Annotated in this window: 10 protein-coding genes; 4 read left to right on the top strand and 6 right to left on the bottom strand. The window is 66.3% G+C overall.

Annotated features, from left to right (window positions below):
* Positions 1–33 precede the first annotated feature (33 nt).
* The gene (locus ACSE4D_RS17415) at positions 34–645 is read left to right on the top strand and encodes a TetR/AcrR family transcriptional regulator (RefSeq protein WP_135540921.1); all 612 of its coding nucleotides are present in this window, start codon (positions 34–36) and stop codon (positions 643–645) included.
* Entirely contained in the window at positions 642–2678 is a 2037-nt protein-coding gene (locus ACSE4D_RS17410; protein ID WP_135540923.1) for an acyl-CoA dehydrogenase family protein, read from the top strand. The genes ACSE4D_RS17415 and ACSE4D_RS17410 overlap by 4 nt, the downstream gene beginning before the upstream one ends.
* A 158-nt stretch (positions 2679–2836) precedes the next feature.
* On the opposite strand, the gene metX is transcribed toward ACSE4D_RS17410, so the two are convergent.
* The 6 genes from metX to ACSE4D_RS17380 form a co-directional block, all read right to left on the bottom strand.
* Positions 2837–3871 carry a homoserine O-acetyltransferase MetX gene (gene metX, locus ACSE4D_RS17405; RefSeq protein ID WP_135540925.1) on the bottom strand — a complete coding sequence of 345 codons (1035 nt, stop codon included), beginning with the start codon at positions 3869–3871 and terminating at the stop codon, positions 2837–2839.
* 1 nt (position 3872) lies between these two features.
* Entirely contained in the window at positions 3873–5195 is a 1323-nt protein-coding gene (locus ACSE4D_RS17400) for an O-acetylhomoserine aminocarboxypropyltransferase/cysteine synthase family protein (RefSeq protein ID WP_135540927.1), read from the bottom strand.
* Between the two features lie 204 nt (positions 5196–5399).
* On the bottom strand, positions 5400–8867 hold the full coding sequence (locus ACSE4D_RS17395; protein WP_135540929.1) for an error-prone DNA polymerase: 3468 nt from the start codon (positions 8865–8867) through the stop codon (positions 5400–5402).
* A 54-nt stretch (positions 8868–8921) separates the two neighbouring features.
* Positions 8922–10520 (bottom strand): Y-family DNA polymerase, encoded by a 1599-nt coding sequence (locus ACSE4D_RS17390; RefSeq protein WP_135540931.1) that lies wholly within the window; start codon positions 10518–10520, stop codon positions 8922–8924.
* A complete protein-coding gene (locus ACSE4D_RS17385; RefSeq protein ID WP_240689951.1) occupies positions 10510–11283 on the bottom strand; it encodes a DNA recombination/repair protein RecA in 774 nt (257 codons plus the stop codon). Before ACSE4D_RS17385 ends, ACSE4D_RS17390 begins: the two co-directional genes overlap by 11 nt.
* 39 nt (positions 11284–11322) lie before the next feature.
* The gene (locus ACSE4D_RS17380; RefSeq protein WP_135540933.1) at positions 11323–12915 is read right to left on the bottom strand and encodes an HNH endonuclease signature motif containing protein; all 1593 of its coding nucleotides are present in this window, start codon (positions 12913–12915) and stop codon (positions 11323–11325) included.
* 245 nt (positions 12916–13160) lie between these two features.
* Here ACSE4D_RS17380 and ACSE4D_RS17375 point away from each other — a divergent pair, with 245 nt between their 5' ends.
* Complete coding sequence (locus ACSE4D_RS17375; RefSeq protein ID WP_135540935.1) at positions 13161–13901, top strand: class I SAM-dependent methyltransferase; 741 nt, start codon at positions 13161–13163, stop codon at positions 13899–13901.
* Positions 13902–13991: 90 nt separating this feature from the next.
* Complete coding sequence (locus ACSE4D_RS17370; RefSeq protein ID WP_135540937.1) at positions 13992–14456, top strand: tRNA (cytidine(34)-2'-O)-methyltransferase; 465 nt, start codon at positions 13992–13994, stop codon at positions 14454–14456.
* Positions 14457–14458 lie beyond the last annotated feature (2 nt).

The following is a 14458-nucleotide window of genomic DNA, read 5'->3' as shown; positions in this document are numbered from 1 at the left end:
CTGTTACCGACAGTACCTGATACCGTCTGTTACATGAAATCGATCACAGACGGTCGCTCGACGAGGTGGCAGAAGCACCGCGATGAGCGCCGTCGCGAACTGCTGCGAGCGGTCCGTCTCGTCGTCGACGAGTACGGCGACGAACTGTCGATGGACCAGATCTCGGAACATTCGGGGACCACGAAATCCGTGCTCTACCGATACTTCACGGACCGGGCGGGCCTCCAGGCCGCGATGGGGGAATGGGCGATGGGTCTCATCGTCCGGTCTCTCGATGACGCGGCGGCCGCTTCGGTGCGGGTGGACGAATCCACCACCGGGTATGAGGCGTTGGCGGCGATGATCCGCGCCTTCGTCAACCTCGCCGGAGAATCGCCGAACATCTACCGGTTCTGCGACACCGCGGTGAATCGTTTCGCCCCGGAAGAGACCGGGGGCTTCTTCAATTCGATCGCCGCACTCTTGGCCGAACGCCTCGCCATCGACGGCGAACGAGCCCAGCTGTGGTCAGCGGGGGCGATCGGCTTCGTCCGTGCGGCGACCGAGACGTGGCTGTCCGACCCCGACCGGCCCGAAGAATTCACCACAACCATCACCGATTGGCTTTGGGCATCCCTGCCCGAACACCGAGGAGAAGAACTATGAAGCTGTCTCTTGACCCGCAGGCCATCAACACCGTGCTCGACGGGCAGTGGGCCGAGGCTCGCCAGCGCGGCCGCACCCTGGCCCAGGAGCCGACGATCTACGACGATCCGGCCGATGACCTCGAGACCGCTCGCGCGAAAACGCTCGACGGCGTCGCCATGATGGCCGAGACCGGACTGCCGATGACTGGCCTGCCCCCGGAGATGGGCGGAAAGAACGAACACGCCACCAACGTCTCCGGGTTCGAGGAGACGGTCACGGCGAATCCCAGCCTGCAGATCAAGGCCGGTGTCCAGTTCGGGCTCTTCGGCGGGGCGATCCTCCACCTCGGCGACGCCGAACAGCATGAGAAGTGGCTGCTCGATGCGCAGAGCGGTCGGCTGCTGGGCTCATTCGCCATGACCGAGATCGGACACGGCTCCGACGTCGCCAACGTCGCCACGACTGCCACCTACGATCCCGCGAGCGAAGAGTTCGTCATCGTCACTCCGTTCCGAGCCGCGACGAAGGAATACATCGGCAACGCCGCCCGCGATGCGCGCGCCGCCGTCGTCTTCGCCCAGCTCGTCACCCAGGGTGTCAACCATGGAGTGCACGCCTTCTTCGTGCCCGTGCGCGACGATGCCGGTGAACCGCTGCCGGGCATCTCACTCGAGGACGACGGCTACAAGGGCGGGCTCAAGGGAGTCGACAACGGCCGCATCGCCTTCGACTCCGTGCGGATCCCGCGGAAGAACCTCCTCAACCGCTACGGCGACGTCACCGCCGAGGGCACCTACTCCTCCCCCATCGAGTCGCCGGGGCGTCGTTTCTTCACGATGCTCGGCACCCTCGTCCAGGGTCGTGTCTCCCTCGACGGTGCCTCGATCGTCGCCTCCAAGCTCGCCCTCGACATCGCCGTGAGCTACGGACTCGAACGCAAGCAGTTCACCGCCGGCGACGACTTCGCCGAAACCACCCTCTTGGACTACGGAGAGCACCAGCGCCGTCTGATGCCGGCCCTGGCCGCCGTCTACGCCTCGTCGTTCGCCCACGACAAGCTGCTGACCTCGTTCGAAGAGGTCTTCTCCGGAGCCGATGACTCCGAGGAGAACCGCGCACTGCTCGAAACCCGCGCGGCCGCGTTCAAGGCGGACTCGACATGGATGGCACTCGACGTCATCCAGGAATGCCGCGAAGCCTGCGGCGGTGCCGGTTTCATGGCCGAGAACCGACTGGTGGGCCTACGGGCGGACCTCGACGTCTATGTCACCTTCGAAGGCGACAACACCGTGCTGCTGCAGCTGGTGGCCAAGCGCCTCCTCGGCGATTATGCGAAGGAATTCGCGCACCTCGACGTCGGCGGCGCTGCCCGCTACATCGGCACCCAGGCCGCCGAGCACACGCTCTACCGGACGGGCCTGGCCAATGCGGGACGAGCGATCTCCGATGCCTTCACCCCGAACCTCGGCGACAAGCGGATCCGTTCGGGACGCCTGCAGCGCACTCTGCTCGAGACCCGCCTCGAGGTCATGGTCGCCGGTGTCGCCCAGGCGCTGCGTCCGGCGACGAAGATGCCGGCAGACAAGGCCGCGGAGCTGTTCAACGTCCACCAGCACGAGCTCATCGAGATGGCGCGCGCCTATGTCGAGCTCGAGAAGTGGAAGGCCCTGGACGAGAAGATGAAGGAGCAGACCGATCCCGAGCAGGGGAAGGTCTTCCGTCGTCTGCGCGACACCTACGGTCTCGGACTCATCGAGAAGCACATGGCCTGGCATCTCATGTACGGTCGTCTGCCGATGTCGCGTGCCCGCCAGATCAACGAGACGATGGGGCGTCTGTGCGCGAAGCTCGCTGCCAATGCCCTCGATCTCGTCGAGGCATTCGGCTACGACGACATCCATCGTCGTGCGACGATCTCCACGGGAGTCGAAGCCGAACGCCAGGCCGAGGCCGCCGACTACTACCGTCGGGCCCGCGCTCGTGAGGACTTCCCCGTCGACGAGAAGCAGCTGCGCAAGGCCGCGAAGAAAGCCAAGCAGGCCGCGAAGTGATCACCGGTCTCTGATGCGCACGCTCATCGGAGTGTGCGCATCCGACCGGCAGCACAAAGCCCCCGCAGCGAACGGTCTGCGGGGGCTTTGTGCTGCCTGCTCTCAGCAGTGCTGCCTGCTTGCGGCGGTTCTGTCTGCTTGCGGAAGTTCCGTGAGCTTCAGGCAGCGAGGAACTCTGCGAGTGTCGCAGAGATCTGTTCGGTTTCGGTGAGGAACCCGTCGTGGCCGACGGCCGAGTCGATGACATCGTGTCTGACCCGGCCCGGCAGTGCCTCGGCGAGGATGCCCACCTGTTCGGGTGGGAACAGTCGGTCCGAGGACACGGAGACGACGAGGTTGTCCCGGCACGCATCGGCCAGTGCGGTGGCGAGGTCGGCCGAGCGGCCGTGGCGGACATCATGGTCGCGCAGCGCACGGGTGAGCACGATGTAGCTGTGCGGGTCGAACCGGGCGGTGAGCTTCTTCGCCTGATGGTCGAGGTACGAGGTGACCTCGTAGTAGTCCTCGGATCGTCTGCGACGGGAGAACCGTTCGTTGAGTTCGGCGTCGTTGCGGTAGGTCAGATGCGCGATCTGACGGGCCAGGCCGAGTCCCTGTCCCGGAAACCGACCGACGGCCGAATAGTCTCCGGAATAGTAGTCGGGGTCGAGTTCGATCGCCCGCTCCTGCATCATCGCCCAGGCGATCTGGTCGGCTTCGCAGAATGCGGGAGCGGCGAGGATCGCGCATTTGCGCACCTTCCGCTGGTCCAACAGCGCGAACTCCAGGGCTCGGGCGCCTCCCATGGATCCGCCGATCACGGCGGCCCAGGAGTCGATGCCGAGGATCTGTGCGAGGTTGTGCTCCAATCTGGCCATGTCCCGGATCGAAACCCGGGGGAACCGGGAGCCGTAGGCCAACCCGTCATCGAAGATCGACTGCGGACCGGTCGTGCCCGAACAGCCGCCGAGAGAATTCGCGCACACCACGAAGTAGTCGTTCGTGTCCACGGCCTCGCCGGGGCCGACGACACCCGCCCACCAGTCGGTGACGCGGGTGTCGCCGGTCAGAGCATGTTCGATGAGGATCGCATTGGACCGATCCGAGTTGAGAGTGCCGAAGGTCTCATAGGCGATCTCAACCGTACCGAACGTGTGTCCCGAATCCGTGCCGAAGCCCAGGATCCGTTCGACCGAAGTGCTCTGGGTGGTCATCTCAGGCCGCGGTCGACGCCTTCGCCGCTGCTGCTGCGAAGCCCTTGTCGAGGTCGCCGATGATGTCGTCGATGCCTTCGAGGCCCACGGACAGGCGCACCAGTGCGGGGTTGACTCCGGCCGCTTCCTGAGCCGCGTCGTCGAGCTGCGAGTGCGTGGTCGAGGCCGGGTGGATGACGAGGGAGCGGACGTCGCCGATGTTGGCCACGTGTGAGTGCAGTTCGAGGGCGTCGACGAAGGCCACAGCTGCGTCGTAGCCGCCGGCGATGTCGAAGGCCAACACGGATCCGACGCCGTTGGGCAGGTACTTCTTCGCCTTCTCGCTCCAGGGGCTCGAGGCGAGCCCGGCGTAGGCGACGCGGGTGACCTGGTCGTGACCTTCGAGGTAGGCGGCGACCTTCTCAGCGTTCTCGACGTGACGGGCGATGCGCAGGCTCAGCGTCTCCAGCCCCTGAGCGATGAGGAAGGCGTTGAACGGGCTGGCCGCCGGTCCGAGATCGCGCAGGCCCTGCACCCGGGCCTTGAGCCCGAAGGACACATTGGCGCCGAAGGGGCCGTCGGCTCCGAGGTCACGGGCGTAGACGAGACCGTTGTAGGACTCATCGGGTTCGTTGAAGCCGGGGAACTTCTCCGGCTGTGCGCCGTAGTCGAAGTTTCCGCTGTCGACGACGACACCGGCGATCGAGGTGCCGTGTCCGCCGAGGTACTTCGTGGCCGAATGGAGGACGACATCGGCGCCGTGTTCGATCGGACGCACGAGGTAGGGGCTGGCCAGCGTGTTGTCGGTGAACAGCGGCACACCGGCGGCGTGGGCGATATCGGCGACGGCGGTGATGTCGAGGACATCGGAGCGGGGGTTGGAGACGACCTCTGCAAAGAACAGCTTCGTGTTCTCCTGCACGGCGTTCTTCCACTCGTCGAGATCGTCGACGTCGACGAAGGTGGTGTCGATGCCGAGCTTGCGCAGGGTGACGTTGAAGAGGTTCTGCGTGCCGCCGTAGAGGCTGGAGCTGGCCACGATGTGATCACCGGCACCGGCGATGTTCGTGATCGCCAGCAGGGCTGCGGACTGTCCCGATGCGGTGAGCACGGCGTGCACCCCGCCTTCGAGGTCGGCGATGCGGTTCTCCACGACCTCGGTGGTCGGGTTCGTGATGCGGGTGTAGATCGGACCGAGCTCGGAGAGGGCGAAGCGGTTGGCCGCGGTCTCGTTGCTGTCGAAGACGAAGGAGGTCGTCTGGTGAATCGGCAGCGCACGCGATCCGGTGGCCGGGTCGGGTGTCTGTCCCGCGTGGATCTGACGGGTGTCGAATGACTGGCTCATGGTGTCTCTCCTCTGTGAGGGCGACGGCGGTGCCGGCGGTTGAGGTCGATGTGATGTTGTCTACTGTCATCGACTTTCTCGACGCACGTCCGCCTGTGTGTCATGTTGGTGTCATCACGTGTCATCTTTCGTCACAGATGACAGACTCCCGCCGGTCGCATTTCGACAGGCATTTGCTGTGCGCAGATCAGCCGGCCCCTGTCCTCAGCGGAAGTTCCGTGCCTTCGTCGGCAGCTGCACTTCGAGCGGGATGAGTTTGTGTGCGTAGAGGCTCACGACGTCTCCCCCGCGCTGGATGAGACCGGTGACGACGAGGACGTTGCGGGAGGTCGCGACCGCGCGGAAGCGTTTCATCAGTCCGGCCGTGGCGACGACATTGAGCATTCCGAATTCGTCTTCGAGGTTGATGAAGGTGATCCCCGAGGCGGTGGCAGGACGCTGCCGGTGGGTGACGATCGCGGCCACGGTCATCCGGGTCCCGTCCGCAGCGCGTGCGGCATCCGCGGTCGAGGAGTACCCGCGGGCGCGCAGCGTCTCCCGCAGGATCTGTGTGGGGTAGCCGTCGACGGTGATCCCGGTGGAGAAGAGCTCGGCCAAGGTCACATCGAAGGCGTCCATCGTCGGCAGCGCCGGTGCCGAGTCCACCGTCGCCGTCCCCGGCAGCAGCCCCGGGTGGGCACCGGCGACTCCCCCGGCCAGCCACAGCGCCTGCCTGCGGTCGAGGTCGAATCCGGCCAGGGCTCCGGCCGTGGCCAAGGACTCCAGGGCCTGCTTGCCGATTCCTGTGCGTTCGGCCAGGTCCGCCACCGAGGAGAAGGGAGCGGATTCGCGTTCGGCCACGATCACCTCGGCGAAGGTGCCGACATGTGCGACCGTGTCCAGTCCCAGACGGATCCCCAGCTCCCCCGCCGAGGCGGCCGCCTCGGTGCCGGTGCTCCCCGCGTCCCCGAGCCCGACCCGTTCGAGGTCGGTCGCCGCCTGCGAACAGCGGATGTCGACGGGCAGGATCGGCACCCCATGTCGGCGGGCATCGGCGATGAGCGACTGCGGTGAGTAGAAGCCCATCGGCTGGCTGCGCAGCAGTCCGGCAGTGAACGCCGCATGATGGTGATGCTTGAACCAGGCGGACTGGTAGACGAGGTTCGCGAAGCTGATCGCGTGCGATTCGGGGAACCCGTAGTTCGCGAAGGCGGCGATGGTCGCGAAGATCGCCTCGGCGGTATCTTCGTCGACCCCACGTTCCAGGGCGCCGAGGCGGAACTTCTCTGCGAGTTCGGCCATCCGCTTCTCCGACCGGCGTGAGCCCATGGCCTGCCGCAGGCGGTCGGCGTCGGCCCCGGTGAAGCCTCCGACATCGATGGCCATCTGCATGAGCTGCTCTTGGAACAGCGGCACTCCGCAGGTCTTGGCCAAGGACTTCTCGAGCAGCGGGTGGAGGTATTCGACCTCGTCGAGGCTCTGCCGCCTGCGGATGTATGGGTGAACGGAGCCGCCCTGGATCGGGCCCGGGCGGATGAGCGCGACCTGCACGGCCAGGTCGTAGAACGTCTTCGGTCGCAGCCGAGGCAGGGTCGCCAGCTGGGCCCGGGATTCGACCTGGAAGACCCCGACGGCATCGGCGCGGCACAGCATCTCGTAGACGGCGTCATCCGTGTCGTCGATCTCCGCCCGGTCGATGAGGACGCCGGTGTGGCGGTGGACGAGACCGACCATCTCGTGCAGGGCGGTGAGCATGCCCAGGCCGAGCAGATCGAACTTCACCAGTTCCATGGCCGCACAGTCGTCTTTGTCCCACTGCACCACGGTGCGGTGGCCCATCGTGGCCTTCTCGATCGGCACCACCTCGCCGATGGCACGGTCGGCGAGGATCATTCCGCCGGAGTGGATGCCCAGGTGCCGGGGTGAGCCGAGCAGGTCTCCGGCGACCCGGAGCACGGGCGCGGGCACCGACGAGTCTGCGGCATCGGGCAGGCTCGCCCACCGGTTGCTCGCCTTCGAGAACGCATCCTGCTGTCCGGGAGCGTAGCCGAGGCTGAAGGCCGCGTCCCGGATCGCCGATTTCGCTCGGTAGGTGATGACATTGGCGACCTGAGCGGCCCGATCTCGGCCGAAATGATCGTAGACGTATTGGATGACCTCCTCGCGGCGGCCCGATTCGATGTCGATGTCGATGTCCGGATACCCCTTGCGGTCCGGGGACAGGAACCGGTCGAAGAGCAGCTCGTGCTTGACCGCGTCGACGGCGGTGATGCCGAGGACGAAGCAGACCGCGGAGTTCGCCGCCGAGCCCCGCCCCTGGCAGAAGATCCCCATCTGACGGCAGAATTCGGTGATGTCGAAGACGATGAGGAAGTATCCGCAGAAACCCAGCTGTGCGATCATGTCCATCTCCCGATCCAGCTGCTCCCACGCTCTCGGGTTCTCGGCTCTGGTCCCGTAGCGGTGCCGGCCGCGGTCGGCGATGAGACCGCGCAGATAGGCCTCCCCGTCGCCCTCATCGGGCATCGGCGCCTTCGGCAGATCGGGACGGGCCGCAGACAGGACGAAGGAACATTCCCTCCCGATCCGCACCGCGTTCTCCAACGCCTGCCGGGGGAACCTCGCGGCCATCTCCTCTCCCGTGTGGATGCGGGCGCTCGCCGTCGCCGGCAGCCATCCGGTCAGTTCGTCCAAGGAGAGTCGTGCGCGCACCGAGGCTCTCACCTGCGCGGACTTCCAGCCGGCGCGGGTGGCGAAGTGGACGGCGTTGCTCGCCACGATCGGCAGATGCGTGCGCTTGGCCAGATCGCCGAGGTGGCGCAGCCTTTCGTCGTCATCCGGGGTTCCGTCCCGGCTGAGTTCGACGGCGACCCGATCGGGTCCGAAGAGCGCAGTGAGTTCGCGCAGAGCGCCGAGGCCCCCATCGTCATCGCCCAGGGCCTGTCGCAGCGGACCCTTGCGGCAGCCGGTGAGGATCATCCAGTCGCCGTCCATCGCCGCCAGCTCTTCGATGTCGAAGACGGGGCGGTTCTTCTCCCCGCGCAGATTCGCCTCGGTGATGGCCTGGGAGAGTCGGTGGTAGCCGTCGACGCTGCGAGCGAGGACGAGCAGGTGTTTCGCATCGGGATCGGTCTGGCCGGGGATCTTCTCTTCCAACCCGAGGGACAGTTCGGAGCCGAAGACAGTGTCCAGCCCCGCTTCGGCGGCGGCATGGGCGAAGCGGACCGCACCGTAGAGACCGTTGTGGTCGGTCAGCGCCAGAGAGGTCAGTCCGGCAGCGGCTCCGGCGGCGACGAGCTCTTCGGGTTCGGACGCCCCGTCGAGGAAGCTGAACTGGGAATGCACGTGCAGCTCCGCCCACTCCACGTTCGTCCGTCGCGGCGGCGGACCGCCGTTCGTCCCCCTCCCCATGCCGGCGCCTGTCGGTTCGTGGTAGCGGCCGCGCCCGTCCGAACCGCCTGGTCCGACGGAGACCTGGTAGCGGTCGGGGCGAGAGAACGCCGGCGCGTCGGAGCCGTCGGCATGTTTGTCAACACTGTGTTTGTCGGCACTGTGTTTGTCGGTTGCGCCGTCCGCTCCTCCCGTCCCCGGGGCGGCACGTGAGTCGGAGGCCTCGCGTACTCCGGGTGTGTCTTTGCCTTCGAGTCGGCGGGCGAGCTTCGACCAGGGGGTGCGCGGGTTCGAAAATCCCATCGCGGCCTCCTCTCATCCATGGTTTCTCATCAGTGACCGTGGTCCGGAACCTGATCAGCAGTAGCGTCCGGTCAGGTACCACTGGCCGTGTTCCTTGCTCAGCAGCAGAGCGCGCCCGGTATCGGTGACGACCTGCAGTCGGGTCCGGTACACGGCCCGTTCGGGATCCCACCACCCGGATTCGATGGGCCAGGAGCCCGAGTAGTCGGTGACGGCCTCGGTCTGCCCGGTGGGGAATCTGATCGTCGCCGGTGTGGCCTCCAGCCCCGAGGGGCGGGCTTCCACCGACGTCCCGTCGGCTGCGAGCACGTCGACGGCGAGGCGTTCGACGGTCGTCGGACGGGGCGCGTGCAGGGCACCGGGCCAGGGCGCAGAGGGGCTGCGCTCAGGGACGGCTGCCTGCTGCCACGGGGTCCACAGGTTCGTCTCGGCGGGGTCCCACCCGCCTTGGAGGCCGGGGACCAGGACGGCATCGGGCCCGAACAGTCCCTGCAGACGTTCGAGGGTATGGGTGATCTGCCCGGTGTTCTCGTCGAACAGGCTCCGCGTGGCACCGATCGGGGTGGTCAATTCGGCGGCGATGAGGCGCAACGCGATGATGCCGTCTTCGGAGAAGTCCTCGACGTCGGGGGCCGGATCGTCGACGGTGTCGGGCTCCTGCCGACTGTCGCCGCGCGGAGCTGCACCGCCGGCCAGCCAGCCTTCGGCCTGCCACCTCAGTCGGTCTGCGATCGAGTTCTCCTGCATGTCCTCAATCCGCCAGGTTCGGGATGAGGATCGACCGGCTGCGGCATCGAGTTCGATCGTGATCTGCGTGCAGACCAGCCCCTGCCTGCGCACCTTGGCCAGCAGATCTGCACCGAGCTGGCGGGCGAGGAATCCGAGGGTGTCGCTGCGGGTCGTCGGGGCATCGAGGTCGAGTTCGACTTCGAGCTGTTCGCCGCGGACGTGGTCGGCAAGCGGGACCGTTTCCCGACCGGAGGCCAGGTCGTGCACATGCCGGCCGAAGGCACCGAAGCGTGCGCTCACGTCTTCGGCCGCAAGGCGAGCGAAGTCGCCGAGGGTGCGCAGCCCCAACTGCAGGAAGACCTCGATCAGCCCGGTCGCCTCGGTGCCGGCGTATTCCAGGGTGGTGATCGGCTGGGCCGAGAGGAAGTCCACGGTCTGCCCGGGCTCGACCCGACGCGCTTGACCTGCGGCGAGGACGGCGGCGAAGACGGTGTCGGCGATTCCGGGGAAGAATTCCCATCCGGTGTCGTCGACGAGAGCGGAGACCAGGGTTTCGACAGCGCCGGCTTCGTCTGCGCAGCTGTGTCTGAGCGAATCGAGAGGGATCGCCAAGGTTCCCGGGCTGAGCAGAGTGAACCGGGCGACGAGGTCTTCGAGGGCGGCGACTCCGGCACTGAAGTGTCGGTTGTCTGCCTCTTCATCCCAGACGGCGACATGGGCTTCCGGGCAGCGGTATCCCACGGCACGCCTGTTGTTGCCGGCGGTGATTCCGGCCGCACGGGCGGGAGCATTGGCGGCGATGACCTTGCCTCCGTGGAGGACTGCGACCGGGCGGCCCGGTCCGATGCCGTGTTCGACCGCTGCGGCCACGGCCGGCCAGTCGGGCACCGTCAGGACGAGGGTGCGGCTGAACTCATCCGACATGGCTGATCACCTGCCGCAGCTGTGTGATCGTCGACCAGCGAGGATCGTCGGCGGTCTCCGCATCCCCTGTCCCTGTCTGGGTGGTGGACACTCCGGCAGCTGCATCGGAGGTTTCGGCGGGAACGTCGAGCGTCCCCGCGGGGACGCTCGTGGGAGTCCCGGACGGGCCGGGCAGCAAGAACCGATGGGCTCCCGTCTGTGAACGAGCACGGACGAGGCAGGACTGCAGACGCCCGCGACCGTGTTCGGCACCCGACCAGCGGGTATCGGTGATCTCGATCTGCTCCGTGCTGCCGGACAGGGGACGGAGACTGATGAGACTCATCCGTCGTTCACGGATCTTCGCCAGGAGCCGAGCCCGTTCCGAAGCACTCGGGGCGAAGCCGGGGTCGACGAGGATGATGTCGAAGGATTCGATGAGGATCGAAGCCACCCGCAGCCAGTCCTCACCGGGGGTCGCGAGGTTGACGAAATGGTCGAGGTCGACACCGAGGTCGGCAATCGAGGACACGGCCGGTTCGCCGAGTCCGATGCCGGCACACCACTTCTGTTCCCGGGTCGCCGCAGCGATCGTCGCCAAGCCGCAGCTCAACGACAGCTCACCGCTGACGGTGACGAGTTCACCACGCGGCAGACCACCGCGGCGAAACAGCGGAGAGAGCACAGGATCCACCGGATGGGGTGGGATCTGATCGAACAGAGCCGCAGCCGTGGAGATCCCCATCTCCCGGCTGAGCTGTTCGACGACCGGTGCTGCTGACATGACATCTATTATCGAACTGGTGTTCGAAATTGGCAAGATTCAGACACCAGCTCTGCGCTCCCGGGCGTGTCGCCATTCGGCTTCGAACATCCACGCGATGCAGAGGCCGAGGTCAAAGCCGTAGCCACCGCCGACAGTGCCGGGATCGGCCGCCTCAGTGGCCTTCCTGACCTCTGCAACGCGAACCGCTGTGTTGAACATCATCCGTCCCCTCTCCCGACTCTCCAGGGGAAGCAGCTGAGAGCCATCGGGCAGATAGAAGGCGAAGGCCGCGGGACCGCGCATCGCTCCGGCGAAGTCTGCTCCGGTGCGTTCGATGCGCAGCTGGTACTTGTGCACCACGGTGTGGTGTCTGCGGCAGAGCAGGATGAGGTTGTCCATATCGGTCGCCCCTCCCTGCGACCAGGGACGAATATGGTGGGCATCGCACCGTCTGCGGGCGCGGCAGCCGGGGAATTGACAGCAGACATCGCGCACGCTCAAGGCCATTCGCTGTCGCCTGCTCACCAGTCGCCGCGAGCGCCCGAGCATCAGAACATCGCCTCCGCCGTCCTTGACCACCCCGTTGATCAGCGCCTCACAGCTCAGGCGCTCCGCCGTCGCTGCGGTGATGCCGCCGAACCCTTCGATCCGACAGGTTGTGTCCGCTCGCCCTACAGGCGCCTCCGGTTCGGCCTGCGTCCCCGCGGGGACGCAGACTTCAGTTCCTGTCCTTGCCGGGATGCTGAGAAGAGGGGGCTCAAGTCCGGGGGCGGCTTCCACGGCAGCGCCGCTGCGGGTGATCACCTCGGCGGAGGCGTGGACGAGCAGCCGAGCACGATCGGCATCGACCGAACCCGCCGGCTCGGCGCGAGGGAAGGCATGGATGATCTCCATCAGGCACATCACTTGGGAGATCGGCTCATCAGGCGCCTCGTCCACCGCAGTGCCGTCCTCGGCCACAGATCGGAGCTCGTCGGAAGCGCCGTCGCGAACGGGACGCTCGAGAACCTGACGGGCGGCATCGAGCATCGTGGCGATCTCCGCGGCTTCGTCTTCCTCGAGGTCGATCGTGATCCGGGTCCGACCAGGCGCCACCTGACGCATGCTCACACTGTCTTGAGCCAGGAACAGCGGGAACGGTCCGTTGTCGATCTTGTCGGCCAGCTGCTGGTAGTTCTGGGAGATCCGGCTGATCTGGCTGCCCGTGGCAAGAGTGGCCAGGCGCAGCGCCTCATCGTCGCCGATCCGCTCGCCCAATCGGGTGACTTCCCGCACCTTGGAGAAGCTGATGTCCCCGTCTGCCAGGCTCCTCTTCACCTTCGGCATCTCTCGCAGCGCTGTCATCACACGGACGTATTCGCGTGCAGTGTGCATGCTCACCGATGCCACATGCATCACCCATTCGGCCAGAGTCCTCACTCCGACCCATTCCGCCCACAGCCCCCGCCGCTCAACCTCATCGATGAGGGCGATGACGCGAGCGTGACAGAAGGAGATGCACGAGATGTTGCGCCGGATATCGGTCACGATCTGTGCGCAGGTGAGGGTGCTGAGATCCACGTCGGCCGCGGCCCCTCCAAATTCCCCCGGGTCGACACTCAGCCCGTCGAGCTCTGCGGTCTCCACATCAATCGGCTTGTCGTCTCTCATGGTTCTGCCCTTCCGCGACCCTTCGGTCCTCCGGTTCGGCAATCCCCACGACCGCCAACCGTGCCATCACTCTAGAAGTCGGCACTGACACGAGAACTCAATCGAACGCAGACCGGCGACTTCGAACGCATTCCAGATTCGATTGAGTTTCGTTTCTGCAGGTGACCGCGCTGAATCACGCCGGCCCCGCGGATTGCCGAACTCTCAGCCCCGGTCATGTCAGCACCGACGGGTAGGGTGACTCCATGACCGAAGGCAGCAACGACAGCGCAGACGACGGCGGCCACGGCTCGGACACCGCACAGTCACAGACACCGACCCCGGTCGAAACGCGCACCCGTGAGGTGTCCACGCGTGACTCCTATGATGCGATCTCGCAGACCTACACGGACTGGATCGCTGATGAGCTCACTGCGAAACCGCATGATCGGGCCATCCTCGGGGCCTTCTCCGAGCTCGTCCTCGGTACCGGGTCGGCCGAAGTCCTCGACATCGGCTGCGGTCCCGGTCGCATCACCGCATTCCTCGCCGCGCTCGGGCTCACCCCACGCGGTCTCGACCTCTCCCCTGCCATGATCGGTCTCGCCCAGGGCCTCTATCCGACGCTCGGATTCGACATCGGGTCGGTGACCGCCCTGCCCTATGCCGATGAATCCTTCGCCGGCCTCGTCGCCTGGTACTCGACCATCCACGTCCCCGATGATGCGCTTGCGCTCGCCTTCGCCGAGGCGGCCCGTGTCCTCCGCCCGGGCGGTTGGTTCCAACTGGCGTTCCAGCTCGGTGACGGGGTCGATCACATCGCCGATCTCGCCGGTTTCCCTGTCGATCTCGATTTCCACCGCCGCTCGAACGATCAGGTCCTCGCCGCCCTCGAGCCGCACGGTTTCACTCCGGCCGTCCGTCTCGAACGCGAACCCGACCGAGTGGGCCGCTATCCGGAGGCGAGTCGGCAGGGATACCTGCTCGTCCGCAGGGCGGTGCGGTGACCATGGTCACCGCACCGGAAGAACGGCAGCGGCACACGTGCGATCGCGCTGTCGGACCAGCGGGCCACAGGGTGAGAAGATGAGAGGGATATGAATATCGACATCGTCTTCCACACTCCCGAGATCCCCGGCAACACCGGCAATGCCATCCGGCTCGCCGCGGTCACCGGGGCCCATCTTCATCTTGTCGAGCCCCTCGGCTTCGACCTCTCCGACGCAAAGCTGCGCCGAGCCGGTCTCGACTATCACGACCTCGCCCATGTCACCGTTCACCCATCGCTTGCCGACCTGTGGGGCCACCTCGGTGAGCGTCGAGTGATCGCGTTCAGCACGCACACGGACAATTCCTTCGCCGAGGTCGAGTACCGAGACGGTGATGTCCTCCTCTTCGGGCGGGAATCGACGGGCCTGCCCGACGAGGTCACCGACGACGAGCACGTCGACATGGCCGTCCGGATCCCGATGCTGCCGGCTCGCCGCTCGCTCAACCTGGCGAATTCGGCATCGATCGCCATCTACGAAGCCTGGCGCCAGCACGGCTACGCGGGGGCTTGAAC

This window comes from Brevibacterium sp. FAM 27836, assembly GCF_051351055.1.
Classification (GTDB): Bacteria; Actinomycetota; Actinomycetes; order Actinomycetales; family Brevibacteriaceae; genus Brevibacterium.
This window is presented reverse-complemented; position numbering and strand designations above follow the sequence as displayed.

What these genes read in the sequence shown, in the direction of transcription:
- ACSE4D_RS17415 (WP_135540921.1), top strand. Translation starts at nt 34, where the DNA reads ATGAAATCGATCACAGACGGTCGCTCGACGAGGTGGCAGAAGCACCGC.
- ACSE4D_RS17410 (WP_135540923.1), top strand. Translation starts at nt 642, where the DNA reads ATGAAGCTGTCTCTTGACCCGCAGGCCATCAACACCGTGCTCGACGGG.
- metX (WP_135540925.1), bottom strand. Translation starts at nt 3,871, where the DNA reads ATGACCACCCAGAGCACTTCGGTCGAACGGATCCTGGGCTTCGGCACG.
- ACSE4D_RS17400 (WP_135540927.1), bottom strand. Translation starts at nt 5,195, where the DNA reads ATGAGCCAGTCATTCGACACCCGTCAGATCCACGCGGGACAGACACCC.
- ACSE4D_RS17395 (WP_135540929.1), bottom strand. Translation starts at nt 8,867, where the DNA reads ATGGGATTTTCGAACCCGCGCACCCCCTGGTCGAAGCTCGCCCGCCGA.
- ACSE4D_RS17390 (WP_135540931.1), bottom strand. Translation starts at nt 10,520, where the DNA reads ATGTCGGATGAGTTCAGCCGCACCCTCGTCCTGACGGTGCCCGACTGG.
- ACSE4D_RS17385 (WP_240689951.1), bottom strand. Translation starts at nt 11,283, where the DNA reads ATGTCAGCAGCACCGGTCGTCGAACAGCTCAGCCGGGAGATGGGGATC.
- ACSE4D_RS17380 (WP_135540933.1), bottom strand. Translation starts at nt 12,915, where the DNA reads ATGAGAGACGACAAGCCGATTGATGTGGAGACCGCAGAGCTCGACGGG.
- ACSE4D_RS17375 (WP_135540935.1), top strand. Translation starts at nt 13,161, where the DNA reads ATGACCGAAGGCAGCAACGACAGCGCAGACGACGGCGGCCACGGCTCG.
- ACSE4D_RS17370 (WP_135540937.1), top strand. Translation starts at nt 13,992, where the DNA reads ATGAATATCGACATCGTCTTCCACACTCCCGAGATCCCCGGCAACACC.